The sequence below is a fragment of the Microcystis aeruginosa NIES-843 genome (genome assembly GCF_000010625.1).
GTDB classification, from domain to species: Bacteria; Cyanobacteriota; Cyanobacteriia; order Cyanobacteriales; family Microcystaceae; genus Microcystis; species Microcystis aeruginosa.
Genome location: NC_010296.1, coordinates 3,125,013 through 3,149,120, shown reverse-complemented (window position 1 = coordinate 3,149,120; position 24,108 = coordinate 3,125,013). Strand labels below are relative to the sequence as shown.

Below are 24,108 nucleotides of genomic sequence, written 5' to 3'. Positions count from 1 at the left end.
TTTTAGAGGAGATCGAGTCTGAAAAAGAACCCTTCCAACCTCTTAAACTGATTGGTAATCATTAGAGGCAATCAGCGATATTGATAGCGATCTGTGAGATTATTCTTGAGATAATAAATGGCTGGTTATAATTAAATTAAAAATGGATTTTAGGTTCGATCCCCCCGGCCCCCCTTGATAAGGGGGGTGCCGGTAGGCGGGGGGATCTCCCTTAATAAGGGGGGTGCCGGTAGGCGGGGGGATCTCCCTTGATAAGGGGGGTGCCGATACCCCCTTAGTCCCCCCTTGATAAGGGGGGTGCCGATACCCCCTGCCCCCCTTGATAAGGGGGGTGCCGGTAGGCGGGGGGATCTCCCTTGATAAGGGGGGTTTGATCCCCCCTGCCCCCCTTGATAAGCTATCCATTAGTCGGATCTTTCTTAACAAAAAGAGAAGAAACTTAAAAAAAGGGGAAACGATTGATAGGTATAGTTTTGAAAGAAGGAATTAAGGTGGAGGTAAGCAAAAAAATGGAGAAATGGGCAGCCCAAGAATTACAGTATGCAGACCTAGGGGACACCAGAAGAAAGAAAAGGTTAATCAGTATCGTAGAAAACTTGGCCAGCCAACCTAGTACAAGTGTGCCACAAGCTTCGGGAAATCTAGCCGCAGCGAGTGCCACCTACGACTTTTGGAATTCCCCCTATTTTCACCCCTCAGATCTAATTGCCGCCCAAGCCAAAAGTACAGTAGAAAGAATCAAAGAACATCCAATAGTTTTGGCAGTGCAAGACACAACAAGTTTAGACTTTACGACGCAAAAAGCCAAAAAAGGAATGGGTTATCTAGATTATAAAAAATCCTTTGGTCTCAAAGTTCATACCACATTAGGAGTGTCACCGCAAGGAATACCTTTAGGACTGATTAATCAATAGGTCTGGGCAAGAGAAGAAAAGAATTTAGGGATTGCCAAGCAACGCAAAAAAAGAGAAACCCAAGAAAAAGAAAGTCAAAGATGGTTAGATTCTTTATCAGAAACACAACAACAAATACCCGAAGAAATTCAAGTAGTAACAATCGGAGATTGTGAGGCAGACATATTTGATTTATTTGCCCAATCAAGAAGTCCTAACTCTCATTTATTAATCCGAGGAACTCATAACCGAAAAGTTAACTATCTCGAAGACAAGCAAAAGTCAGGGCATCCAGAGCCTAAATATTTACATCAATCCATCAGAGAAATAAAAGCCTGTGGTAGCCTAGATGTGCAAGTAAAACGCAATCCTAATCACGAGGCTAGACTAGCTAAACTAACAGTTAGATTTGCCAGTTTTGAAATACAAGTACCTAAGCATCACTCGAAAGCGAACCCTCGTCAACCGGTCAAATTACAGGTAATTTTAGCTGAAGAAGAAAATCCGCGTCCCGGAGTTAATCCTATCAGTTGGCTCCTCTTAACTAGCCTAGACATTAGTAGCTTTGAATCGGCGATAACCTGTGTGCGCTGGTATAGTTATCGCTGGTTAATAGAACGCTATCATTTTGTTTTAAAAAGTGGTTGTGGATTAGAAAAACTGCAATTAGAAACGGGTCGGAGAATTGAGATGGCTTTAGCTACCTATTCAATTGTAGCTTGGAGATTACTTTGGTTAACCTATCAAGCACGCTTACACGGAGAGGAGAGTTGTGAAAGTTTTTTGGAAGAACATGAATGGCAATCTTTGTGTGCCACTATTCAGAAAAAGAGTCCGCCACCTGAAAAGCCGCCCTCCTTTAGGGAAGCAGTCAGAATGATTGCTTCTCTTGGGGGGTTTTTAGGTAGAAAAGGCGACGGTGAACCAGGTGTTAAAACTATTTGGTTGGGACTGCGAAGGTTACATGATATCAGCCAGACTTGGAAACTATCGCATCAAATTAGTTCCCCCATAGAACCCCCTTGAGCCATCTGGCACACTTTTCTCTTTTTGTCAAATTTTATGTTAAGAAAGATGTGACTAATGGATAGGTTCAGACCAAGGCGATAAAGCAGTACGGCTTCAATACTAAATGGATGACTGATAGGGATACACCCTTTGTTGAGGACTTGGTAGAGGCTGGTTTTCCTGTTGTGGTGAACATATTGCATAAAGGTCCGATCACAAATCCTTCTGGTGGCCATATTATTATGCTGATTGACCAAAAAGCTGAAGACTGGATAGCCCACGACCCTTGGGGTACCTTAACATCACAATATAAGGAACATAAGGGTGAATATAGCCGGATCAGTAAACAAGAGTTTAATGCAAGGTGGCAAGGTGGCTACAGGATTTTAGCGTGATCAGAGTCAACAGGAGAGAACTCCACTCTACTCCCTTGTCATGTAAGGTTCTCCCGATATCATGGGGCAAAATGTTTGTTAGGAATGATGTCGGTTTTATCTCATCATCATGGAAAATTATTTAATATTTTTAAATACACTTTTCGGAGGATTCCTCATAATCACACTCACAACCATCGGCAGGGTACCGATTACTGGGAGATAGACAGCGTGAGAAAGTTGTTTAATAGCAGCGGTGCGAGAAACAGGAAAATTAATCTTTTTGTTTCTAAGAGACTTAAATGTCTTCCTTCCTTGCTATACACTGGAATCATGGCACCACCACCGCTAACGATAACCGCAAAAGCAGGAAAGGGTTTTTGGATAAAAATTGCTCGGATGCCACTAGACCTCATTTGATAAATATAAGTAGGTGGTTTCAATTAAATTGAAGATAGATTTTGTCTTTGATCCCTCCTGCTCACCTTGATAAGGGGGGTGCCGATAGGCGGGGGTATCTGACAATTTTTAACAGCCAGTTATCTGTAGTCTCTAGAGGTATTAAGATGAGTGGGATCAAGTTAGAAGATATTAGGGAAATTACCAAGAATCCTCAGGAAAAAGGATATTTAATTATCTTGGCTCTTCGGTAATTGTTATGCAATGGACGGGGGTTATAAGGGATGGAACCCTTATATAGAAAGGCATTTAGCGATTTTTGTCAATTGTTTTTTATCTAGAGCGAACTAATCAATTAAGTCTCTTGCCAGATAAGGATTTAGTCGATTTATGCCCCCCTATCGAACCATACCAAGTAACGAAGAACCATTATCTTTAATGATAACAGAGTAATTATTTTATATAAAAAAAGAACTATTGCTGCTTTGCTAACTTTGATTAGGTATGGAGAAGGTTGTGAGAGCGATCTAACTAATGCGACCAATAATTTACAAGAGATAAAAACTACACTCAAGGGTAAAATTCCTGAAAATTTAATTCAAGACTCCTATGCTGATGCTAATAAACCTTTTAGCGAACTTTGGAATGAAGAGGGATTTAATTTTATTTATGCTCCCCCAGGACAAAAAAGATTAGGCAGTCAAAAATATATACTTTAGACGTTCATAATCTGAGATTTATTAAACTTCTGAAATCGTAGAGTGAGCAAGGAATCCAGTTCTTTTTTATGTTTCAGGTGGGCATCATTCAGACATTCATAAATAGCTGAAGAAAAGTCAGAAAAGTTTTCATAGTATTTACCATACAAACATTTCTTTTTGACCAATTTCCACAGCCTTTCAATTAAATTTAGATTAGGCGAATAAGACGGCAAATAGAGTAGCTCTATTGACAAAGAAAGAGCCAATTCTTCAACAATTTTACATTTTTGATAGCGGGCATTATCTAAGACTAGAGTGATGGGAATAGTTATTCCTAAAGCAGCTATTTTTGACCGGAGTTCACAGACTTGAGTTGCTGTAATATAAGTGTCATTCGTAACCAGAATAACTTCATGAGTTATTGCATTTAATGCTCCTAAAACATTGAAGCGTTTACGCCCGCTCGGTGACTTAACAAAAAGTCTCTCAAAACAGGGAGCATCCCAATTTTGCCATAAGTATAAATGCTTAGAGACTAAAAACGTTAGCTAAGGCAAAATAAAGAGAAACAATTAAACGGTAGAATCATGAATACAGACCAAAAAGAACAACTAGATCAACATTTAAAAGCCATTGCTCAAATTCTAGTCGATAATACCCCAGAAGAACAACTACGTAGCTTTGAGGGCATTGAAACCGCCCTGCGAGACCATTGGCTGACTACATTGGGTCCTGCCATAGGCAATTTTTTTTTGAATCAGCAACAGGAACCCAAGCAGGGCGAACCAAAAGCGTAAGCAGTATCATAGGGAAAGTCAAGATAAGCGAGAAACAAGCCGATAAACTAGGATTAAGCAAGAATAATCGATTAAGTCCCATGCTGGAGAAATGTTGCTTAGGAGCAGTGGCTAAAGTCTCTTTTGAAGATGCGGAAAAAGCTATCAAAATGGCGACAGGAATGGCAGTTTCAGGCAGTAGTCAACAGAGGCTTGTACAAAGATATAAATTTGAGGAAGCAGAAGCAAAGAGTCCGGTAGAAGCATTGAGTGTAGAGGTCGGAAAAGTCAGAATCAGAACGCCCAAAGGACAACCGAGTCAAGGTCGAGATTACAAAGCAGTAAGTCTGCATGGTCAAGAATGTGCGGGATTTTTTCAGCAAAATGAAGAATTACTGGAATGGGTGAACCGTCAGCCCTTAACAGAGGTAGTCACCTGTTTAGGAGATGGTCATGATGGGGTGTGGAATCTGATGGAGAAAATCGGTGTTAAAAGGAGAGAAATATTGGATTGGTATCATTTAGTAGAGAATATGAAGAAAATAGGCGGGTCAAACAAGCGTCTGAATAGAATCAAAGAGAATTTATGGAAAGGAGAGGTGAAAAGAGTTTTAGAGGAATTAGAGGGATGCAAAAAGAAACAGGCTATAAATTTCACCAAATATGTCGATAAACATCGAGAAAGAATACCCAATTACGAACTCTATCAATCACAAGGGATTTGCATCGGTTCTGGAAGTGTAGAGTCAAAGATTAAGCAAATAGGTGCAAGAATGAAAATTGTGGGAGCACAATGGAAAGCAGAGAATGTTCCTCAGTATTTGAAGCTACGTTGTGCTTATCTCAACGGCGATATTGCCTGAGTATTTTTACTCATTGCAAAACTGGGATGCTCCCCTCAAAACACCAAACAAAACCGAGAAATGCTCCCATGACGAAGTGAGCGGCATCAACAAAAAAAACAGCCCTTTTTCCTTCTTTAGCCTCATTTAGTCTGGGTTCTAGCTTTTTTTCTTTGTAGTCCTCTTGTTCATCCCGGTCAGCTTTAGAAGGAAGAGAACCTACTTTTAAACATTTCATTCCCATTGATTTTAAAAATTTTCTAACTTGGGTAGGACTTCGTTTTATTCCCGTTAATTCTTCTCTCCTATATACAGCTTCATTTATTGTGGCTGGTGGATTTTTCTCGAAGTATTTTTTGAGCGTTTCTTTTTGAGACTCTAATTCACTTTTAGGGCGATAGAAGTTGATTTCTTTTAATTTTTCTATTCCGCCTTCTTCATAATCTCGAAGATAGGTTAATAAGGTATTTGGCGAGATTCCTGCTAACTGACAAATTTTTTGGTGCGGTATCTTTTGGCTCTTTAACCAGAGAACTTCCATCTTCAGTTGAACCCGGGGATGGGGATGATGAAATCTTTCATAATACAGTGAGTTCTTTTCTTCTTCCGTGAATTCTAGGTTAATCATGTTTTTAATGAGTGCTTTGCTTCTAATTATGACTCTTAAACTATAGCGTTTCTGATTCACAAGAGGTACATTCCCGATCCTGAACAGCTTAATCAGCAAAGGTTTAAGTGTGCCGCACAGATGCGAGAACCGCTATATATTATTGTCTTTGAGTAAAAAATGCAAGTTATAGCCGTGCAAAGTATATTTTAGATAGTTCCGATCATCAACGACTTTTTACCACTACTAAACCACCGATTAGAACACCTCCCTCATCCCTAATTCAGAGAAATATCTTAGAACAACAAAAAAATAAATGTAATTTTTCTGGCTCAATTCTTAAAAAGAAAGAAAATATTAATCAAAATACCTATGCTAGGGATCGAGTGCGTTTAGTTTGGGATCATCGGATTCTCGTAGAAAAAGGTGGAAATAGTGCCGATGACAATTTTCAAGCTCTCTGCTTCTATTGTAATAAATGCAAATGGCAAATCTGTAATCTTTGTAACTATGCTCCTGATAAATGTTCAGAATGCGTCTTAGCTTTTCCTGAAGTAACTAAGATTATTTTCCCCACTCAAGAAAATATTGAAGACCGGTTAAATCGAGCTAATTAAGTGATTTAGTAATATTTATACCAATATGTTTAATGACTGGGGGACAGACAGCGTTAGAAAGTTGTTTAATAGCAGCGGTGCGAGAAACAGGAAAATAATAATCATCGGGAAATCCCATTAATCTTTTTATTTCTAAGAGACTTAAATGTCTTCTTTCCTTGCTATACACTGGAATCATGGCACCACCACCGCTAACACTAACTGCAAAAGTAGGAAAGGGTTTTTGGATAGAAATTGCTCGGATGCCACTAGATCTCATTTGATAAATACAATTATCATAATCTACATTAACACTTGCCCTTTCAATACTTATTCTTGTTTTTGGCATTTGAAAAGATAATTGTTCGGCATTAATTCTGCCAGCATAATAATCAATATACTGCTGCCATTTTCCCGATATGGGAATTGAATAATCCCCTGGAACAATAATTTTTTCAATACCCACTTCTGCATGGCAATGTTGGGGAAATTGAAAGTTTTTAATTCCTAAATCCTTTCGGAAAGCCAATAAAAAAAAGCGAGGTCTTGATTGAGGAATTTGGAAATATTTACTATCGATAACTGCATAAAAAGCCAGATAATTTATTTCTTTTAACTGGATTAATATATCTTTTAATATCTGCCCTTGATTTAAGCGCACGATATTACTAACATTTTCAAGAAAGATAACTTTAGGCTTTTTTTCATGGCAAATTCTGATAATTTCCTGAATGGCTAGTCCGCGACTGTCTTGCCAACCTTTTTGTTGTCCTGCTCTGGAAAATGGCTGACAGGGAAATCCCCCACAAAAAACCTCAAAATCGGGAAGTAAGCTAGGAATTAAAGCTTCAACATCTTGCGGTTTTATGGATTCATGAAAATTGTGATTGTAGGTTTTCACACAATCTGGGTTATTTTCGTTACTAAAAACACATTGCCAACCGATTTGTTCAAGACCGAGACGAAAGCCACCAATTCCCGCATAAAAATCGGCAAAAGTCAAGCGACTATGGGTAAAATTTTTGTTAGCTGGACGAATAGGTAACTCGTTCATAATGTTGATTGAATAACCGAGAGTCTTATCTATTTTCTCAGATATTATTGTACTAGATGTCCAAGGGGACAGACGGACAGACAGGGGGAGAATGTGATTCACTTTCCCTAGGGGCTTTTGTTAAGTTACATTAAGCCCTACAATATAATTCTGGTGAGTTAGACGAAATTCGCTCGATCGCTCGGTCTTATCCGCTCCTAGCTGAGATAGAGAAAAGATAGCGCATCGAGAAACAGAAAAGTTTAGTTCTCAAGCTTTCGTCAATACTGCCCTGTCATCTATCTTGAGTTATAACCTAGTGTCCCAAACCCTACCTAAACCCTCCCTAAAAAGAGAATTTTTGCCATTTACCCTACAGGATGTCCGTCTAGCTATCCCAGCCCGTTGCTTCCAATCAAGCGTTTTTCGCTCTTTAGCCTACTTTTTTTTTGATATTGGCATCATTACCCTACTTTACTGGATAACTTACCAGATTAATCAAGCATGGTTCTTCCCCCTTTTTTGGTTTATGCAGGGAACCATGTTTTGGGCCCTATTTGTCGTCGGTCACGATTGCGGTCACGGTTCCTTTTCCCGTTATCGTTGGTTAAATAACCTAATCGGTCATCTCAGTCATACTCCCATTCTCGTACCTTTCCACGGTTGGCGCATCAGTCATCGCACCCATCACGCTAATACCGGCAATATCGACACCGATGAAAGTTGGTATCCCGTCACGGAAACCCAGTATAACAATATGGCTTGGTACGAAAAATTAGCTCGTTTTCAGCTAATTTTATTTGTTTATCCCCTCTATCTTTTCCGTCGTTCCCCTAATAAACAGGGGTCCCATTTTATGCCCGAAAGCCCCCTCTTTCGCCCCTCGGAACGGTGGCAGGTACTGACTAGCACCTTTTGCTGTACCTTTATGTTAGGTCTATTAATCGGGGTGGGTATCAGCCAAGGCTTTTGGTTTCTGTTTAACTACTACATCATGCCCTATATCGTCTTTGTGGTTTGGTTAGACCTAGTGACATTCCTACACCACACCGAAGATGATATTCCCTGGTATCGCGGTCAAGACTGGTACTTTCTCAAAGGGGCGCTTTCTACCATCGATCGCGATTATGGCATCTTTAATCCCATCCATCACCAAATTGGTACTCACGTCGCCCATCATATTTTTATTACTATTCCCCACTATCATCTCCAAGAAGCAACCGAGGCCATCCGTCCCGTCTTAGGAGACTATTATCGCGTCTCGAAAGAACCGATTTTCAAATCTCTCTGGCTGTCCTACCGCAATTGTCATTTTGTCAGTGACCAAGGCAGTAAGATTTTTTACCGCAAAAACTGATCCTGTCTTAGCTATCAGGAGGAAACGGCAGCAAAATCTGCCTCCTCCTCTCACACCGAGAATAGTTGCCAAAACTGGGGATAAAGTCTTTGTCTTTATTTCTGGACTTCCCCCATACAGAAATACTAAAAAATCAACAAAACCCTTACTGCATGGAGCTTCTCAGAAAAAATTGACAAGCCACTACTGGGTACATTTTTCGCTTGAAAATGGCTGTACCGTTGACTGTATCTGGAGTAGAGCGATTCCGTAGAGTTGGCTGTATAGTGATCGCTAACCTCATTGTAACAGATGGTGTCATTAATCTCTAGAGTCAGCGATTCCCTCTGTAGCCATGTTTTTGCTGGTTTTCTGCCCCGAAACAAGCTATAATGGTCGAAAGGTCAAATTTGAAAATTTTTGCCTCAAACCCTATCAGCGTAAGGACTTCAGGAGTTTGTGTCCAGTAGTCCATTAGTATTATATGGCTTTAACTCAGGCTCTATAAGACTTTTAGCCATAGCTAGTATGTTTATACGGGGGAAGTCCAGTTATTTGATTTATTGGCAAGGAATTAAGCTGATGCAGTGAAATTGAACGACTTACAAAGGGAATGACATTGGCAGAATTGGCCAAGAATCAAACAAATATCCAAGCGGTTCTCTAGGATTTGATCATTTTGCTTTTCAACAGCTACTGGCAAGAGGATATTAAGCGCCTAGAATCTAAAAATTTACGATCAAGCAGGTCTAAAGAGTGAATTTTTATGATACTGTCCATTGTACTAACTCAATTATAACTTTGCTATAAAATATTAATTACTCAGACAGCAAAAAAAGTAGCAGATTATGACACAGGCAATCCTTACTCAAATCTTGAATCAGCTTGAGACTCTTGAGCTAAAAGAACTTCAGCTGCTTAATCAGACGATTCAACAGCATCTTATGGATAAAGAAGAAGCTGAGAAACAAGCGGTATTTCACCAATCTCTTCTTGATGCTGGATTAGTCAAGCAGATTAAGCGTCCTTCATCTCAACCGATAACTGAGCGACGATTGATTGAAATCGAGGGAAAACCTATTTCAGAAACGATTATTGAGGAACGCCGTTAAATGGCACTTTATTTCCTAGATAGTAGTGCCTTGGTCAAGCGTTATATCAGCGAAACCGGTTCAGCGTGGGTATTGGGATTATTTGCTGCTGCTTTAAATAATGAAATATTTATTGCCGCAATCGCCAAGGTAGAAATTGTGGCTGCTATTACGCGAAGATCCCGCACTGGAAGTATTAGCGTTACGGATGCAACGGCAATAGTTCATCAGTTGAGAAAGGACTCGCTTAAAGATTATCAAGTCATTGAAATTACCGAAAGTATAATTAATTCAGGAATGGTATTAGCGGAAACTTATGGTTTAAGAGGTTATGACGCAATCCAGTTAGCAGTAGGTTGTGCTGTTAATACACTTTGCCTAGCTAGTGGTTTACCTTCTATCACTTTTGTCTCGGCAGATAATGAATTGAATGTCGCTGTGATCAGTGAGGGATTGCTGATGGAAAATCCTAATAATCATCCGTCTTAAGTAAGCGATAAGCTGTGAACTCTGAAATTTTTAGAGTTTAAAAAGGTGGAAAAAATAATCCCCTTCAAGGGAGTAAATGAAGGGGCGTTTATGGTATTTTTAGAAGCAATTTAGCCTACTTTTCTGGTTTCTTTTTCAATGGATTGGGAGGGTTTTAGTTTGCGCTTCAGGGTTGCACCTGCGCCGAGTGTACTGACTACCAGGAGACTTAAAGTTCAAGTTTTCCAGACAGAAAATTAAACTAATTAAACATTCATATTAGGGTTTTATGTTAAATCTAATGTGTATCGCGTAGCATCTTCCAATTGCTGTAAATAACTAGAAGAAAGTGTCCCCAACTGTCTCTGAAGTCGTTGTTTATCAATAACAACAATTTGATAACATAAGGCTACTGATTCCTGATTTAAGCCTCCTTGTCCTGCGGGAATAACCATTGTTCCGGGAATTTGTGCGCGACGTAAATTACTGGTTAATGGAATTACAACAACAGTGCTAGTGAAGCGATCAATATTGTTATGTTGGACAATAATAACAGGTCGAATACCAGCTTGTTCTGAACCACGACTCGGATTCAAATCAGCTAGATAAATATCGCCTCGCATTTATTCCTTATCCTCTTGTTTAAGGTGAGATAAATAATCGGGTAAAATACTTTCTGAAAAGCTAATATCCTCTTGAGCAAATTCATTTTGTAACGATTGTGCTTCTGCATCTGAAATATTGTCCCATTTCTGAAAACGTGAATTTCTTTGTAAGGATTTGACAAATTCAAGGACTTGTTGCTGTTTTTCTAGCGGTAAAGTCTTAATACTTTGCAAAATCTGGTCTTGAAGATTATTAATATGGGTGACAGACATTTCAACTTTTACTATATTTACACTAGGCCAACTATTTTACCATAAAAAAACGCTCTTGTTGTCAATTAGTTAGCAGCAATTAAATAATAGACAATAAACAATACACAAAAAATACCCCCTCAACTGACCGAATGAAGAGGCATTTATGGTATTTTAGTGGGCAATTTAGCCTACTTTTGTGGTTTCTTTTTCTGATGGTTTGGATGATTTTAGTTTGCGTTTCAGGGTTGAAGCTGCGCCGATAGTGCCGAGAGCGAGGAAGCCTAAAGTAGAAGTGGGTTCGGGAACTGGTTGGACACCCAAAAGTTCGCCATCAAAAGTAACTTCGCTGGCAAGGACCCACGCAGTGCGTCGATTTAGAGTAAGTTGTAGGGAACTACCACTAAAATTTAATCCTGAAAAAGTATAGGATGTTGGCGCTGCACTAGGCGGATCAGTAAGAGTTCCCGAATTGTAATTAGAGCTACCCATACTTAATAATATACTTTGCGGTACGGAAACACCACCATTACCATTTGAGTCATCCACATGGACAGTAACTGAGTTTAACTTTACTGTGCCAGCAAAGTTAAAAGTAATGACAGGATTCCGGTTTTCCCAACCAACATAAGGTCCTGTACCCTCTGCATTTTCTACAACATTCCAGTTTTGTGTAGGAATTATGCCATCAGTTAGATCTCCAACTCCTCCGCTGAGAGGAGCATAATCTAGCGACGTGTTTCCAGTGCCATTATATTTCTTGTCCCAGTATTTAAACAATCCTCCGCCTCCATTTTCCATATCATAACTGATAGGTGTAATTTGAAGAGCATTAGCAGTACCTATTGTTGCCAAACTGATAAGTACGGCTCCCCCAATAGAATTTTTGACAAGTTTAATGAATACCATGATAGATGCCTCAAGACATTGAAGTTGTTAGTGGGATTTAACTGCTTTTTGGCAAAGTTGGCAAAGAGTAAATTGATACGATCGCTTTTCTAGCAGCCAAGTTAACCAGCAGTTTTACCTAACCCTAAAGGGTCAGCAAAGACAACAATACACATTCCCCCCCCCCCCCCACAATTGTATTTTTTGATACAATTTAATAAATTTTTATATTTCTCTCTTAATCCCGATAAAGAAACCGCAGAACCAAGTCGGTTGTGAACAGCCCACCGCTTTTACCATTTTTGGTTAGTATCTGGATGTGGTATTATTTGAGGTGTGTTCGGATTATCTGATACGATCAAGGTCTATGACAACTTACTATGAAATCCTCAGCCAAATAGAGAATCTTCCCCTTACGGATAAGTTGCGACTTTTAGAGGATTTAAAAACTATCATCAAGCCGACCGTAGCGCCAAAAGATGACGATGAGATCATTCCAGCCGAAGAACTTGCTGAAAGCCAAGCAGCATGGCAAGATTATTTATCCGGTCGAGATACTGGAATCACTTCAACAGAATTAAAATACAAATTATTTGGAGATAAACTTGGCTGATTATATTCTACTTAGACAAGCAGAACGCTCCTTAGAAAGGATGCCTAAAAATGATCAAATTCGTCTTCTTGAAGCTTTGGATACTTTGATTTCGGATTCTACAAAATTAGATATTAAACCCCTTTACGGAAGAGATGAACTAAGATTGCGAGTAGGTAAGTATCGAGTGTTGTTTTTTGAAGATAGAGACAACAATCTATACGTCATTACAACTATTAAACCTCGCGGCGATGTCTATAAATAATACCAGAACTCTTTTCTAGACTGCTGTTTCTCCTTTCGCCATAAGACAGTGATTCACAGAAGAAGGAGTCTCAGGTGTTTTTCCCTGTTTTTCCCCTTTTCAGGTTAACTATCCACTTCCGTGAGGGATTGTGACGCGGTATGTCGGATTTGCTGCCTAATTATTGGGAATTAATGAAATCTTGAGGATGAACGATGGTAATATTGGGAATAGGGATAAAGTCATCAGGATTAAAGGTTAATAAATGGGTAATGTTAGAAGCTTTCATAACAGCAAGAAGCCTAATATCATGAGTGCGTTTTCCTTTAATGTTGTAGATGGTGACTAATTGAAACCAAAGGGGAAAAATATCCGGCGTTTCTGCAATTAATGTAAAGTTATCTAATAAATCATTGACATAATTTGTAGCTTGTGCTGGAATCCAACCTAAACCATTAACATCAAGGGGTCGGGTTGCAACGACCCAAAATTCAATTAAAACTTGAGGAATAATAACACATTCATTAGCTGTTTCAACGATTTGAGTAATTACATTATTAGCAAGAGAATAAGTTGCTGAAGACGTATCAGCTGCCCGAAGCAAAATATTAGTATCCAGTAAATATTGAGTCATTAGTCTTCATACATAGTGTCACGGTGTAAAGCTTCATCAGGTAAATTCGCACTTGTTTTAGGAAGTTTAGCGATTACTTTCTGCCATTTTTGAGCTTTTTCCTGGGGAGTAAGACTATAATCTGGGGAAGGGAGGGAAATTCTTGAGGTGAGAGATTCGGTGAAGGATAACACTTCTTGTTGTTTTTCTAAGGGAAGTTTTCTTAGGTTTTTAATGATAACTTGTTCAATGTTCATTTGACTTAGACTAATAGGCAACCATATCGATCATATCTCATGCCGCAATTTCTCTATATTTAATAAATCTTTACATTCCTCTCCCTCATGGCTTACGCTGGTATCTGCACTACTTCCTTGTCAGCATCAGGATTTTCAGTGATTTGGGGATTTTGAGGATGGGTGATGGGTGAAGATGGAAACGCTCTCGACATTGACCTTGTAGATTATCATTGAGGGAAAAAACATGATGACCCTGAAAAATCCCGTACATCCGGGCAGAATTGTCAAAAGTTCGATTGAAGAGCTTGAATTGACCGTTACAGCTGCGGCAAAAATGCTGAACGTGTCACGCTCTAGACTATCTAACCTAATCAATGGCAAGGCGGGGATTTCCCCGGAAATGGCTGTGCGTTTGTCAAAGACAATCGGTAGCACCCCTGCTTTCTGGCTGCGCCTCCAGATGAATTATGATCTTGCTGAGGTTAGAACCCACATTCCGCACCCTAAGTGTCACAACGTCTCAAAAGAGGAAGGGGCGCGAGTCAAAATACTTATCTAGAGGAGTGAGTTGGCGGCAAGCTGCCGGCAACTAAGCCGAAAATTTCAGAGTTCCCCCGGTCATTCTCAATAAACAGTGCTTGTTGAGAATGACTAGGCAATCAGACTTAACATCTAGGGGGAGATGTTCCAGTTGCTCGCTTTGTTTTGTCACCCCTTGAAGTCAATCCATCTGGTCAAGATAAGAGATAATATTCCTGGCAAGGTTTGGGAAAAAATCTCAAAATGTTGCGCCTCTCATCCGTTAAGTTGCTAATCTTTTGATTGTCTTGAATACGGACGAGATGAATCCCTTGAAAGCCCTGAAATATCCAGCGTAACGTCGGTCGGTCAGTTAACTTACCCAACGGATTTTTCAGTCCCGTCTCCTGCTGTTTTAAACTTAAACGAAGTTGTCTTTGACCAATAGTATAAACCAGCAGGCACAAGCCCATGAGCATGGCCATGACCTCGATTCTATGGGGAGATTTGAGAAAGACACTGTGGGCAAAAAAGCAGGGGTCTTTGAGAAAAGAAAATCCTCTTTCCGGAGCTTGTTGCCCTTTATATTTTTTGAGTATATCCTCACTGCTTAATCGTTGTTTCTCCAAATCGTTAGTTGCTAAAACGAATCGTCCTGCTCGTTTCTTTAGCCTCTCAATGGCGGTCAAATTCAACTCTAATTCGGCTTGAACTTGATAGCTTTGAGAGGGTAAATCGTCTTTTGATTTGAGTTTTGACCCCTGGGACTCAGGCGGAATGAGATTGACTTTAATCTCCGTTAACTGATGAGATTTTAAGGAGTCAGATAATCCTTTGGCTATCGCCAACGCCACCGCTCTATTCTCAAATTCTCTTCGGGATAGTTGCCGGATTTTTTCTTGGGCAGAATTCTTTTCCTGCTCGATTTTTTTCTCTAATTTTTTCAAGTCTGATTCTTGTCTAGCTTGACTTTCAACTAGCAACCATCTTTGTTCTATCCCCCCATAGTTAGAGATGGTTTCCCGCCAGGAATAACCCGGTATTTCTGAATCGGTTAACTCTTTTTCTGAGATGCTATCAACCAACTCTTGAGCCTCTTTAATGCTTAATGGTACTCGAGACAACCAACGCATTTCTTTCATTAGTTTTAAATTCTCTTTGCTATAGAGGGCGCTATCGCCGACTATTAAACTGTCAAAGTCAACTTGTTTTTTAAATTCTCGGGCGATTTGACCAAAAACCGCTTTGTCCGCTTCATTTCCGTCCCCTACTTTCAGGAATAAAGGTACATCTCCATCCCCACTTACGATTAAGTCAATCATAAATTGTTTTAAGTCAGGTCTTCGGTCGCGGGAGTATCCGTAGGTAATTTTTATTGGCTGTTGTCTGGTTTCAATTTCTTCTCCCACTGCTCCTGATTTCAGGATTTCTACTGTTGGGTATTCCTTGTTATATTCTCCTTCTACTGATAGAGAAGTCGAATCTAAATGGGAGTTCTCGGTTGCTACACCAAATTTTTTCACGGCCGCTAAACTAATCCGTAGGAAAATGACCGAAACATTAAGTTGATAAAGTTTGTCCATTACTCGACCAATTTTATCATCATTCAGGTGTTTTGGTTCGATGCCCTCTCCCAGCAAATGTTCGGTTGCTTTATCTTCAAAAAATTGAGGAAATAAATACAAGGCTCGGGAGACAAATCCCAATCCATTCAGGATAATTGCTTTCACGACTTGCCCAGCTGTGACAATTTCTCCTCGCTCAATTGAGACTTGTTCGTTGATAATTTCAACGATTCCTATTTCATCGATAATTCCGGCTACTAATCCCAGATGGTCTAGATTTTTGACTTCAATTTCTGTTGATTGATTCATGGTCGAACAGTCCACTCGCCTCAGTTTTCCAACAATTCCTATTTTTTCATAATTAGGGGTCTCAAGACCCCCCTAGCGGCCACCGAGAAAACCTTCACCAGCTAGGTATTTTTACTCAAGTCTCTGGCGGGGGACAGCTTATGTGACAGTTGAGGGTGCGGAATGTGGGTTAAAAAACAGGAAGATAGAATTATTGTGAATCCGATTGGGTTACAACACCAAACAACATTGGGTTAGCGCGATCTCGAAGAGAGCCGCCTTCGACGGTGCGCTGCTTCTGTAGCTGATAAACTAGGGATACCAGCTTTCATCAAGACATCAGCATGACTACCAACGCGGCAAAAACTCAATGGCAGTATTTAGAGAAGCGTCCTCATTCCTGGCGACAGCAACTATACGTCAAAGGCAGCAAGCTGACAGCTTTCACTGTTTGGTCAGATGCGATCGCCAACAAAATGACTCCTGAAGAAGTCGCCGACAGCAAAGAATTACCCTTAGCCGCCGTTCTCGAAGCAATTGAATACTGCCAAACTCATCAAGAACTGTTGCAGCAGGAAGCGGACGCAGAACGTCGTTACCTAGAAGCGAGAGGAGTAGCCCTGGGTTCCTAAAGTTACTCATTGATGAAGATGCCCAAGATAAAGTGTTGGTGAAATTGCTACGACAGGCTGGACATGAAGTAATTACAGTTAACGAAGCTGGTCTGATGAGTCACCCAGATTTCATAGTTCTGGACTATGCTAGAAATGCCGATCGCATCCTGTTGACCCTTAACTGCCGTGACTTTCAGTTTCTCCATGCTGCGGATTCCCACCATCCCGGAATTTTGGCAATTTATCAAGAGGCAAATCCCTCAAAGAAAATGAGTTTTAAGGCAATTGTCAATGCGATCGCCAATCTGGAAACGGCTAACGTCCCTCTTGCTAATCAGTTCATTTCCCTGAACCAGTGGAACTATTAATTCTGCTTTGTCGTGATCGCATCACAAATCTTAAGTTATATATCTCTCACACTAGCGATCGCTTCCTTTCCCCTGTTTTACTGCTTCTCAGGCGAACTATTCTCATTCCGTGAGATATTGTGACGCAGTATGTCTGATTCGCCTTTGCCTTCTCCCTTGACTGACCCTCAACTCGATCGCAAACTAAATTAAACAGGATTACCTCGTACCAACCAGATTATAGACTGGGGATAATAGAAATAATTGAATATGGCTACATTACCGGAGGAAACCTTAACGAGCATTTTTGATCTACTGCGTCAACTAGCGGATCAGATAGAGTACGCATCGGCAACGGAATGGCAACTTTTTACAGAATATGGGGAAAATGAACGGACATTATCAGAATTAGAAGAATTATCTAATGCCAGAGAGAGGGTAACTAATTCCTACTCCCGAATTAATAATATCCTGCTGAGAATTTTACAAGAGCAGCCGACTCTCTCAAATACGATGCTAGAGATGTTAGAAAGAGCGATTTTGCAAGGAACAGCCAATGTGGATGCTGTTAGTGCTAGTGTTGATGAAGTAAAGAGGCAATGGAACTTATGATGACTTACCGCACCTCCTATCCCGATGAAGCAACGAGAAAACAATGTCTTGAAAGCTTACGGGAAACTAACCGCCAGATTGAGCTTTATAATCTTTTTTTAGACGATATACTCGCCCAACTGGAAACAGAATCCCGTCAAAAGAGACGAGAAAGGCTATTGCAAAGAGGGCAAACTATTAAATAGAGGGATGCACAGAAGAAGGAGTTTCAGGTAGTTTCTCTTGTTTTACTCCTTCTCAGGCTGTATATCCTCATTCCGTGAGATATTGTGACGCAGTATGTCTGATTCGCCTTTGCCTTCTCCCTTGACTGCGCTTCAACTCGATCGCAAACTAAATTAAACACAATTAATATCAACTGACGGGACTCAACTGCCCCAATTCGACGCTCACCGCGTCAAAGCGATTGTCCCCGGGACAAGAGGAGAGAATTTCCCATCCCTACTTAACAATAACGGGTACGGTAGGGATCGAACCTACAACCGTCCGCTTAGAAGGCGGATGCTCTATCCATTGAGCTACGTACCCAGGAAAGCACAATTATAGATTATACTTCCAAAAGTGACAAGTGGTAGGACTAATTTTCGCCGTTGCCCCTCTTTGCCACTGTCCAAGCTTAATGATGGTGGTGGTGTCCGTGGTGATGATGGTGATCGGAATGAATGTGAGGAATTGTTACAGAAGTATTGACAGATAAAGCCTCTTGTGATAGTAAAGCTTCGATATGTTCCTCGGCCCAATCGGCGACCATCTGGCAAAATTCGGGGTTATCGTTGACACAGGCCATCTGCACATAATTAACTTGGTCGTGTTTGCGGCGTAAAGCTTCGATAATATGCTCCACATCCAGTAAAGTTTCGTGATTTTCCGTAGCAAAGCCAATCGGCATGAAAATTAAGGCTTTTGCCCCCAATTCGATTAAATTCTTCGCCGCTAACTCTGCATTCGGTTGCGTCCATTTAATTAAGGGGGTTTGGTGATTTAACCAACCCACAGAAATCAAGGGATAACGATAGATTAATTTTTCCCGGACCAACTCGTATAAAGCTTGACTTTCATCGATTCCCGACGTAAATCCCTTAGCTTCGTGGGGACAACCGTGATTCATTAAAATAATGCCAATTTGCGAGGGAAGACAGCTACTAGCTACCTCAGCAGCGATTTTTTCCTCCACTAACCGCGCCATTAGCTCTATATAAGCGGGTTGGTTATAAAACGAGGGAATGTAGCGCAATCCTTTGACCCAATGTTCCCCCGTTTGTCCCTGAGCTAAAGCTTTGTTAACTTGTTCGATGGCAATGCCACTGGTGAAGATAGAATCAACCACGAGGAGAGGATAGATCAAAATTTTCTCGAATCCCCGTTCGCGGATTTCCGTTAACACCTGTGCCGGTAAAAAAGGCGCGCAGAAGTTAAACGCTTTGAATACCTCCACCCGATTACCCCATTTTGCCTGTAAATTGCGCTCGATTTCCTGTCTTTGATGCTCGAAAATGTGGTTATGGGGCGAAATAAAGTGATTATGCTGGTGCTGCCATTCGTGTAGGTCAAATAGGGCCAATAATTTCGCTAGGGGAGGATAAACCCAAGTCGGTACGGGAGCGAACTTAGCCGTCAGCAGATTCAAGGCCTGTTCATTATAGTTGGCGAAGTCCTCATAACTCTCCACTTCCCCGTATCCCATCAATAATACCGCCACTCGATCGCTGTGGTTGTGGGTAGCGGCTAACTGTTGTTGATCTGAAATGGCAACCACGTTTTTAACCCCGATTTTCTAAGTGAAAAACGCTATATCACTGGGATAGTAGCACTTTTCTATCCTATCCCCTAGCACGGGATAGACCGCTAAAAATTTATAACCTCTACAGAATCATACAGCCCACATTCCGCACCCTCAACTGTCACATAAGCTGTCCCCCTCCAGAGACTTGAGTAAAAATACTTAGCTGGTGAAGGTTTTCTCGGTGGCCGCTAGGGGGGTCTTGAGACCCCTAATTATGAAAAAATAGGAATTGTTGGAAAACTTAGGCAGTGGGCTGTTCGACCATGAATCAATCAACAGAAATTGAAGTCAAAAATCTAGACCATCTGGGATTAGTAGCCGGAATTATCGATGAAATAGGAATCGTTGAAATTATCAACGAACAAGTCTCAATTGAGCGAGGAGAAATTGTCACAGCGGGGCAAGTCGTGAAAGCAATTATCCTGAATGGATTGGGATTTGTCTCCGGGTCCTTGTATTTATTTCCTCAATTTTTTGAAGATAAAGCAACCGAACATCTGCTGGGAGAGGGCATCGAACCAAAACACCTGAATGATGATAAAATTGGTCGAGTGATGGACAAACTTTATCAACTTGATGTTTCGGGTATTTTCCTACTCATTAGTTTAGCCGCCGTGAAAAAATTTGGTGTAGCGACCGAGAATTCTCATTTAGATTCGACTTCTCTATCAGTAGAAGGAGAATATAACAAGGAATACCCAACAGTAGAAATCCTGAAATCAGGAGCAGTGGGAGAAGAAATTGAAACCAGACAACAGCCAATAAAAATTACCTACGGATACTCCCGCGACCGAAGACCTGACTTAAAACAATTTATGATTGACTTAATCGTAAGTGGGGATGGAGATGCAGGGTAAGAGCATCTCAATCACGCTTGACAAAAGGAACTCAGCACAGCCACCATATAGTCATTGTCCATCGCCGCGCGCTTACTTTTTTGTCGCAGACTACGTCGGTAAGTGGATTCCTGGTTAAGGGCGTTAAGTGCTAGCCGTCTGAGGAGACCAAAATTCCGAGGGCTATGCCAAGACCGAATCCGACACTTATCTTCATTAAAAGTAACATCTAAAGTCCAGTGGACTTGATTTTCAATGCCCCAGTGTTTACGAATAGCCTTACCGATGATTTGAGCATCAGCCGGGAGAGAACTGAGATAAAATTGGACTTCGTGAGTAGTTTTATTCCAGAGATGGCGAATCCGTTTAACCATAACAATACTTTAGACCTCTTGCATAATTTTTTTATGGTATAATATAAGGTTTTGCTTTTTTCTCAATTCTTAGATTGAAGTGGAAAAAAGAATAAAATGTGATCTTAGGTCAGGAAATCATCTATAATTTTGCTATGTTTATTAGCAAAATTATGGATTATCAAAACTGATCAGATGAACAATTCAAACGCCGTTTCGGTGTGTATAAACAAACCTATAGAAAGATGGTAGAATCAGTAAAAAGTGTTGAAGCCGACTCTAATTCACCATCTAAAAGGGGACCGAAACCTAAACTATCTATAGAAGAACAAGTTTTAGTAACGTTAGAATATTGGCGAGAATATAGAACATATTTTCACATTGGTACAAGCTGGGAACTATCAGAATCAACTATATGTCGGATTGTAAATAAGACGGAAAAAATGCTTTTACAATCGGGAAACTTCCGTTTAAAAGGAAAAAAAGCTTTACTCAATCAAGCAGAGATACCGGTCATAACGGTAATGGATGTAACGGAAACTCCCATTGAACGCCCCCAAAAGAAACAGAAAGATTTTTTGGGGGGTAAAAGAGGTTATCATACTTTAAAATCCCAATTAGTAGCTGATCAAAATACAAAGGAAATTATCTGTGTCTTTTGTGGGAAAGGTAGAGGTCATGATTTTAGTTTATTTAAAAAAAGTCGAGTTCGTTTTCATCCTTTAACTACCAGCATAGAAGACAGTGGTTATCAGGGAATAGCTGCATACCATAGTAATAGTTATACACCGAAAAAGAAATCGAAAAATAGAAAATTAACAGAGTTAGAAAAAGAGTATAACAAGGCTTTAGCCAAAGAAAGGATTATCATTGAACCTATAAATAGGAAACTCAAAATCTTTAAAATCTTATCCTGTAAATATCGGAATCGTCGTCGAAGATATAGTTTAAGAGTTAACTTGTTGGCGGCTATTTATAACTGTGAGTTAGGGATAGGTATAGCAGCTTCTTAAAAGTTGCCTAAAGATTAATCAAGTCAAGGAGAATTTATTCTCAATTTTTATAATTGAGATAGTTTGTGCCGCTTAAATAAAGAGGTTTTGATAACCAAATTAAAGCAGCTCTAAAGAGTTTTGAGTTAAAAGTTAAACTTCAAGTTTTCATTCAGGACAAATGTACTGATTAACTAATTTTTTGGGGAAAATTAGTTAACCCATCATTATAACATATAATTAATTTGCAAGAGTTCTTTTTAAGTCCTAACCATTGCTGTTGTTGGTAAAGACCGCCAAAAGCTTCTAAAGGTACAGCCCAACACCAACGCTTTTCTAGACGATGATGACCTTTTTGGCTCTTCGGGAATTGTTATGCAAATAATTAACTTAAAATAAAATTCGATGAGAGCGCCTACGCTCAAAAGTAGCTGAAATCCATACAGGGAAGGACTTAAGGCACAAACAGGTTAATACCAAAAGATAGACAATTGAGTTAAGATTTGATATAATAGCCAAAAACGAGATTATTTTACTTATGATACTTGACAAATTTTTGAACCTAAAAGGAACCTGTATTCAAGGCTATCTACACCTAGAAAATATCGGTATAGTTTGCCGAATCGAATCGAAAAATCAAAAAGCAACCTGTCCTCGTTGTGGGTTAGAGAGCGATAAACTCCACCAAAATCATCGACATTTAGTCAAAGATTTACCAATCTCAGGTCAACCAGTATACCTACAAGTTAATCGTCGTCAATTTAAGTGCGATAATTGTCAGAGACCCTTTAGCGAAGAGTTAGATTTTGTCGCCAAGAAACGAACCTATACGAAAAGACTAGCCGCAAATATACTCGAACAATTAAAAGAAGGAGATATTTTAAATGTTAGTCGAATAAATGACGTAACGGAAGAAGAGATTCAAAGAATGATAGAGGACATCGCCGAAGAAATTACAGAGCCAGACCTATCGGAATTAAAAAGACTAGGAATTGATGAAATCGCTCTAGTCAAAGGACAAAAAAATTACTGTGCGGTTTTAGTAAATTTAGATACGGGAAAACTAATAGCTATTCTAGAGAAGCGAACACAAGAAGAGTTGAGAGAAACGCTTACGGGCTGGGGAAAAGAGGTGTTAGAGCAAATTGAAGAAGTGAGCATAGACCTTTGGTTGCCTTATAAAAATTTGGTGAAAGAATTGATGCCATCGGCCGAAGTAGTCGCCGATAGATTCCATGTAATGAAACAAATTAATCAAGAGTTAGACGAACAGAGAAGAGCAGAAAAAAGAGCCGTAGAAGCGCAGAAAAATAAAAAACAGAAAGCAGAAAAAGAAGCCAAGCTAGAAGTTTTAAAGCGAAGTAAATATAGCCTGTTAAAAAATGAAGAAGATTTAACGGAACCCCAAAAAATTAAACTAGAAGCTATCAAAGAAAAATTCCCAAATTTGAAAAAGATGCAGGAATTAAAGGAAGAATTTAGAAAGATTTATGAAACCTCAGAGAATCCGACAGAGGGAATGCTATCCATCTCGGAATGGTTGGCAAAATCCTCCAGTGTTTTTACCAAGAGTTGTCAAACAATCCGAAACTGGTTTGGAGAAATAATTAGTTATTTCGAGCGAAGGACAACGAATGGGGTGGTCGAAGGAATCAACAATAAACTTAAACTAATAAAACGGAGAGGCTATGGCTTTAGAAACTTTCGGAATTTTTGGGTTAGAAGTATGTTATCTTGGCATCTTGTATGTTGATTTAGCATAAAGGGTAACGAAGAGCCACCTTTTTCTAGGCGATAGTCATAACTAAATTTAATCCCTTCAAAGTTATGAGCTTGAGCCTGATCGAACCAATTCTTAACCTGAGAGTGAAGAGTGGGATGATTAGCTTTAAGTGCTAACACAAACATCAGCTTTTTTTTGGCGAATTTGTCGAACAATCTCAGTTTGAGTTCCCATCGCGTCAATGGTGATAATCGCACCCGAGATATCTAATAATTCTAGTAGGGCAGGAATCGCCGTAATCTCATTAGACTTATCTTCCACCTTGACTTGTCCTAAAACCAATCGTTGCTCACTTGCCCAGGCGGTGACTAAATGTAAGGCTTTTATCCCTTGATTACGATCGTAGGAACCTTTGAGATTTTTCCCGTCTATGGGGACAATTTCTCCCGCGAGAGAACCCATCAAATGTTGTAGCCATTGAGACAAAACTTGTTCGAGAGCTTCCGGCTTAATCCGTTCAAAAACCCGACGAAAAGTATCATCAGAAGGGATGCCATTGGGTAATTCCAAAAATTCCGATAACCAAGCCTGCTTACTGATGCCATAATTTTCCATGTCTTCCCAACCTTGCGCCCCGGCGATCACGGCTAAAATCGCAATCACTAAAATATCGGTCAGCAAATGTTTTTGAGTTCGAGAAACTCTCGGGTCAGGAATATCTTGAACATAATTCAATAACCTGGCTTGAATTTCATTGATTGGTGTTAACGGCCCGGTCGTTGGCTGTTGAGCTTTCTTTTCTGGTTCCAATACGGGGGCAAAACCTGTTGCCATGACTTCTCTCCTAATTAATATTAATTGATCATGCTCAGATTAAGACTGATTTTGTTTAACTACTTATAAATGAAATTTGAGGGGA

The 24,108-nt window shown here is 40.0% G+C and carries 24 protein-coding genes, 1 tRNA gene and 8 pseudogenes; 18 read left to right on the top strand and 15 right to left on the bottom strand.

Translation table 11 applies throughout. From position 1 onward, the window contains the following. Positions 1-509 precede the first annotated feature (509 nt). Both MAE_RS29855 and MAE_RS14995 read left to right on the top strand, forming a co-directional pair. Positions 510-1,919, top strand: a pseudogene (locus tag MAE_RS29855) (IS4-like element ISMae7 family transposase). 110 nt (positions 1,920-2,029) lie between these two features. Next, a complete protein-coding gene (locus MAE_RS14995; protein ID WP_012266348.1) occupies positions 2,030-2,296 on the top strand; it encodes a hypothetical protein in 267 nt (88 codons plus the stop codon). A 191-nt stretch (positions 2,297-2,487) separates the two neighbouring features. Here MAE_RS14995 and MAE_RS29850 read toward each other — a convergent pair whose 3' ends face one another. After that, complete coding sequence (locus tag MAE_RS29850) at positions 2,488-2,718, bottom strand: hypothetical protein (protein WP_231859628.1); 231 nt, start codon at positions 2,716-2,718, stop codon at positions 2,488-2,490. Positions 2,719-3,159: 441 nt separating this feature from the next. Between MAE_RS29850 and MAE_RS14980 the strand changes: the two genes are divergently transcribed. Further along, positions 3,160-3,393 carry a hypothetical protein gene (locus MAE_RS14980; RefSeq protein ID WP_231859627.1) on the top strand — a complete coding sequence of 78 codons (234 nt, stop codon included), beginning with the start codon at positions 3,160-3,162 and terminating at the stop codon, positions 3,391-3,393. Here the strand turns inward: MAE_RS14980 and MAE_RS29840 are convergent. Then, a pseudogene (locus MAE_RS29840) lies at positions 3,390-3,869 on the bottom strand (IS630 family transposase); the annotation flags it as partial. The gene MAE_RS14980 and the pseudogene MAE_RS29840 sit on opposite strands and share 4 nt — an antisense overlap. Positions 3,870-3,962: 93 nt before the next feature. On the opposite strand from MAE_RS29840, the gene MAE_RS14970 reads away from it, so the two are divergent. Next, positions 3,963-5,014, top strand: a protein-coding gene (locus tag MAE_RS14970; protein ID WP_125730587.1) for an ISKra4-like element ISMae18 family transposase whose coding sequence is annotated in 2 segments (ribosomal slippage) — positions 3,963-4,119 and positions 4,119-5,014 — 1,053 coding nt in all. Because the reading frame shifts where the segments join, the coding sequence is not laid out codon by codon here. A 34-nt stretch (positions 5,015-5,048) separates the two neighbouring features. On the opposite strand, the pseudogene MAE_RS14965 reads toward MAE_RS14970, so the two are convergent. Further along, positions 5,049-5,621 (bottom strand): annotated as a pseudogene (locus tag MAE_RS14965) (helix-turn-helix domain-containing protein); the annotation flags it as partial. Between the two features lie 365 nt (positions 5,622-5,986). On the opposite strand from MAE_RS14965, the gene MAE_RS35115 reads away from it, so the two are divergent. Further along, positions 5,987-6,217 (top strand): HNH endonuclease, encoded by a 231-nt coding sequence (locus MAE_RS35115; RefSeq protein ID WP_231859626.1) that lies wholly within the window; start codon positions 5,987-5,989, stop codon positions 6,215-6,217. Here MAE_RS35115 and MAE_RS14955 read toward each other — a convergent pair. Next, the gene (locus MAE_RS14955) at positions 6,210-7,250 is read right to left on the bottom strand and encodes a DNA cytosine methyltransferase (protein WP_012266342.1); all 1,041 of its coding nucleotides are present in this window, start codon (positions 7,248-7,250) and stop codon (positions 6,210-6,212) included. The genes MAE_RS35115 and MAE_RS14955 overlap by 8 nt on opposite strands. 298 nt (positions 7,251-7,548) lie before the next feature. Between MAE_RS14955 and MAE_RS14950 the strand changes: the two genes are divergently transcribed. The 3 genes from MAE_RS14950 (at position 7,549) to MAE_RS14940 (ending at position 10,145) form a co-directional block, all read left to right on the top strand. Then, on the top strand, positions 7,549-8,586 hold the full coding sequence (locus MAE_RS14950; RefSeq protein WP_041804141.1) for a fatty acid desaturase: 1,038 nt from the start codon (positions 7,549-7,551) through the stop codon (positions 8,584-8,586). 827 nt (positions 8,587-9,413) lie between these two features. Beyond that, a complete protein-coding gene (locus tag MAE_RS14945) occupies positions 9,414-9,677 on the top strand; it encodes a hypothetical protein (protein WP_012266339.1) in 264 nt (87 codons plus the stop codon). Beyond that, positions 9,678-10,145, top strand: a complete 468-nt coding sequence (locus MAE_RS14940; RefSeq protein WP_012266338.1) for a type II toxin-antitoxin system VapC family toxin — start codon at positions 9,678-9,680, stop codon at positions 10,143-10,145. Between the two features lie 110 nt (positions 10,146-10,255). On the opposite strand, the pseudogene MAE_RS36115 reads toward MAE_RS14940, so the two are convergent. From MAE_RS36115 to MAE_RS14925, 4 genes and pseudogenes are all read right to left on the bottom strand, one after another. Further along, positions 10,256-10,360: pseudogene (locus tag MAE_RS36115) on the bottom strand (PEP-CTERM sorting domain-containing protein); the annotation flags it as partial. Positions 10,361-10,411: 51 nt separating this feature from the next. Then, the gene (locus tag MAE_RS14935) at positions 10,412-10,747 is read right to left on the bottom strand and encodes a type II toxin-antitoxin system PemK/MazF family toxin (protein WP_012266337.1); all 336 of its coding nucleotides are present in this window, start codon (positions 10,745-10,747) and stop codon (positions 10,412-10,414) included. Then, on the bottom strand, positions 10,748-11,002 hold the full coding sequence (locus MAE_RS14930) for a hypothetical protein (protein WP_012266336.1): 255 nt from the start codon (positions 11,000-11,002) through the stop codon (positions 10,748-10,750). Between the two features lie 165 nt (positions 11,003-11,167). Beyond that, positions 11,168-11,890 (bottom strand): PEP-CTERM sorting domain-containing protein, encoded by a 723-nt coding sequence (locus tag MAE_RS14925; RefSeq protein ID WP_012266335.1) that lies wholly within the window; start codon positions 11,888-11,890, stop codon positions 11,168-11,170. 346 nt (positions 11,891-12,236) lie between these two features. Between MAE_RS14925 and MAE_RS14920 the strand changes: the two genes are divergently transcribed. Further along, entirely contained in the window at positions 12,237-12,482 is a 246-nt protein-coding gene (locus MAE_RS14920) for a hypothetical protein (protein WP_002734321.1), read from the top strand. Next, positions 12,475-12,726 (top strand): type II toxin-antitoxin system RelE family toxin, encoded by a 252-nt coding sequence (locus MAE_RS14915; protein ID WP_041804140.1) that lies wholly within the window; start codon positions 12,475-12,477, stop codon positions 12,724-12,726. The genes MAE_RS14920 and MAE_RS14915 overlap by 8 nt, the downstream gene beginning before the upstream one ends. 160 nt (positions 12,727-12,886) lie before the next feature. Here MAE_RS14915 and MAE_RS14910 read toward each other — a convergent pair whose 3' ends face one another. Beyond that, positions 12,887-13,339, bottom strand: a complete 453-nt coding sequence (locus tag MAE_RS14910) for a type II toxin-antitoxin system VapC family toxin (RefSeq protein WP_002785445.1) — start codon at positions 13,337-13,339, stop codon at positions 12,887-12,889. Continuing rightward, complete coding sequence (locus MAE_RS14905) at positions 13,339-13,575, bottom strand: hypothetical protein (protein ID WP_008202209.1); 237 nt, start codon at positions 13,573-13,575, stop codon at positions 13,339-13,341. Before MAE_RS14905 ends, MAE_RS14910 begins: the two co-directional genes overlap by 1 nt. 226 nt (positions 13,576-13,801) lie before the next feature. Here MAE_RS14905 and MAE_RS14900 point away from each other — a divergent pair, with 226 nt between their 5' ends. After that, positions 13,802-14,116, top strand: a complete 315-nt coding sequence (locus MAE_RS14900; RefSeq protein ID WP_231859625.1) for a HigA family addiction module antitoxin — start codon at positions 13,802-13,804, stop codon at positions 14,114-14,116. Positions 14,117-14,291: 175 nt separating this feature from the next. Here MAE_RS14900 and MAE_RS14895 read toward each other — a convergent pair whose 3' ends face one another. Continuing rightward, a complete protein-coding gene (locus MAE_RS14895; RefSeq protein ID WP_012266332.1) occupies positions 14,292-15,950 on the bottom strand; it encodes an IS1634 family transposase in 1,659 nt (552 codons plus the stop codon). Between the two features lie 323 nt (positions 15,951-16,273). On the opposite strand from MAE_RS14895, the gene MAE_RS14890 reads away from it, so the two are divergent. From MAE_RS14890 to MAE_RS14875, 4 genes are all read left to right on the top strand, one after another. After that, positions 16,274-16,561 (top strand): hypothetical protein, encoded by a 288-nt coding sequence (locus MAE_RS14890; protein ID WP_012266331.1) that lies wholly within the window; start codon positions 16,274-16,276, stop codon positions 16,559-16,561. Between the two features lie 32 nt (positions 16,562-16,593). Continuing rightward, a complete protein-coding gene (locus tag MAE_RS14885) occupies positions 16,594-16,911 on the top strand; it encodes a DUF5615 family PIN-like protein (RefSeq protein WP_231859624.1) in 318 nt (105 codons plus the stop codon). 249 nt (positions 16,912-17,160) lie between these two features. Then, the gene (locus MAE_RS14880) at positions 17,161-17,502 is read left to right on the top strand and encodes a hypothetical protein (protein WP_012266329.1); all 342 of its coding nucleotides are present in this window, start codon (positions 17,161-17,163) and stop codon (positions 17,500-17,502) included. Then, entirely contained in the window at positions 17,502-17,687 is a 186-nt protein-coding gene (locus MAE_RS14875) for a hypothetical protein (RefSeq protein ID WP_231859623.1), read from the top strand. The genes MAE_RS14880 and MAE_RS14875 overlap by 1 nt, the downstream gene beginning before the upstream one ends. A gap of 270 nt (positions 17,688-17,957) precedes the next feature. Here the strand turns inward: MAE_RS14875 and MAE_RS14870 are convergent. Both MAE_RS14870 and MAE_RS14865 read right to left on the bottom strand, forming a co-directional pair. Continuing rightward, positions 17,958-18,030: transfer RNA gene (locus tag MAE_RS14870), tRNA-Arg, on the bottom strand. A gap of 88 nt (positions 18,031-18,118) precedes the next feature. Further along, complete coding sequence (locus MAE_RS14865) at positions 18,119-19,258, bottom strand: ferrochelatase (protein WP_012266328.1); 1,140 nt, start codon at positions 19,256-19,258, stop codon at positions 18,119-18,121. Positions 19,259-19,548: 290 nt separating this feature from the next. Here MAE_RS14865 and MAE_RS14860 point away from each other — a divergent pair. Beyond that, a pseudogene (locus MAE_RS14860) lies at positions 19,549-20,133 on the top strand (IS1634 family transposase); the annotation flags it as partial. Positions 20,134-20,153: 20 nt separating this feature from the next. Here MAE_RS14860 and MAE_RS35110 read toward each other — a convergent pair. Next, a pseudogene (locus MAE_RS35110) lies at positions 20,154-20,504 on the bottom strand (ISAs1 family transposase); the annotation flags it as partial. Positions 20,505-20,629: 125 nt separating this feature from the next. Between MAE_RS35110 and MAE_RS14850 the strand changes: the two are divergent. Both MAE_RS14850 and MAE_RS14845 read left to right on the top strand, forming a co-directional pair. Beyond that, positions 20,630-21,487: pseudogene (locus tag MAE_RS14850) on the top strand (IS5-like element ISMae4 family transposase). Between the two features lie 517 nt (positions 21,488-22,004). After that, a complete protein-coding gene (locus MAE_RS14845) occupies positions 22,005-23,219 on the top strand; it encodes an ISL3-like element ISMae36 family transposase (protein ID WP_012263890.1) in 1,215 nt (404 codons plus the stop codon). 26 nt (positions 23,220-23,245) lie between these two features. Here the strand turns inward: MAE_RS14845 and MAE_RS14840 are convergent. Next, positions 23,246-24,023, bottom strand: a pseudogene (locus MAE_RS14840) (ISAs1 family transposase); the annotation flags it as partial. Positions 24,024-24,108 lie beyond the last annotated feature (85 nt).

Bases quoted from the DNA above. Each gene is read 5' to 3' on its own strand.
- MAE_RS14995 (WP_012266348.1), top strand. From the start codon at position 2,030: ATGACTGATAGGGATACACCCTTTGTTGAGGACTTGGTAGAGGCTGGT.
- MAE_RS14955 (WP_012266342.1), bottom strand. From the start codon at position 7,250: ATGAACGAGTTACCTATTCGTCCAGCTAACAAAAATTTTACCCATAGT.
- MAE_RS14945 (WP_012266339.1), top strand. From the start codon at position 9,414: ATGACACAGGCAATCCTTACTCAAATCTTGAATCAGCTTGAGACTCTT.
- MAE_RS14940 (WP_012266338.1), top strand. From the start codon at position 9,678: ATGGCACTTTATTTCCTAGATAGTAGTGCCTTGGTCAAGCGTTATATC.
- MAE_RS14935 (WP_012266337.1), bottom strand. From the start codon at position 10,747: ATGCGAGGCGATATTTATCTAGCTGATTTGAATCCGAGTCGTGGTTCA.
- MAE_RS14930 (WP_012266336.1), bottom strand. From the start codon at position 11,002: ATGTCTGTCACCCATATTAATAATCTTCAAGACCAGATTTTGCAAAGT.
- MAE_RS14925 (WP_012266335.1), bottom strand. From the start codon at position 11,890: ATGGTATTCATTAAACTTGTCAAAAATTCTATTGGGGGAGCCGTACTT.
- MAE_RS14920 (WP_002734321.1), top strand. From the start codon at position 12,237: ATGACAACTTACTATGAAATCCTCAGCCAAATAGAGAATCTTCCCCTT.
- MAE_RS14910 (WP_002785445.1), bottom strand. From the start codon at position 13,339: ATGACTCAATATTTACTGGATACTAATATTTTGCTTCGGGCAGCTGAT.
- MAE_RS14905 (WP_008202209.1), bottom strand. From the start codon at position 13,575: ATGAACATTGAACAAGTTATCATTAAAAACCTAAGAAAACTTCCCTTA.
- MAE_RS14900 (WP_231859625.1), top strand. From the start codon at position 13,802: ATGATGACCCTGAAAAATCCCGTACATCCGGGCAGAATTGTCAAAAGT.
- MAE_RS14895 (WP_012266332.1), bottom strand. From the start codon at position 15,950: ATGAATCAATCAACAGAAATTGAAGTCAAAAATCTAGACCATCTGGGA.
- MAE_RS14890 (WP_012266331.1), top strand. From the start codon at position 16,274: ATGACTACCAACGCGGCAAAAACTCAATGGCAGTATTTAGAGAAGCGT.
- MAE_RS14880 (WP_012266329.1), top strand. From the start codon at position 17,161: ATGGCTACATTACCGGAGGAAACCTTAACGAGCATTTTTGATCTACTG.
- MAE_RS14875 (WP_231859623.1), top strand. From the start codon at position 17,502: ATGACTTACCGCACCTCCTATCCCGATGAAGCAACGAGAAAACAATGT.
- MAE_RS14845 (WP_012263890.1), top strand. From the start codon at position 22,005: ATGATACTTGACAAATTTTTGAACCTAAAAGGAACCTGTATTCAAGGC.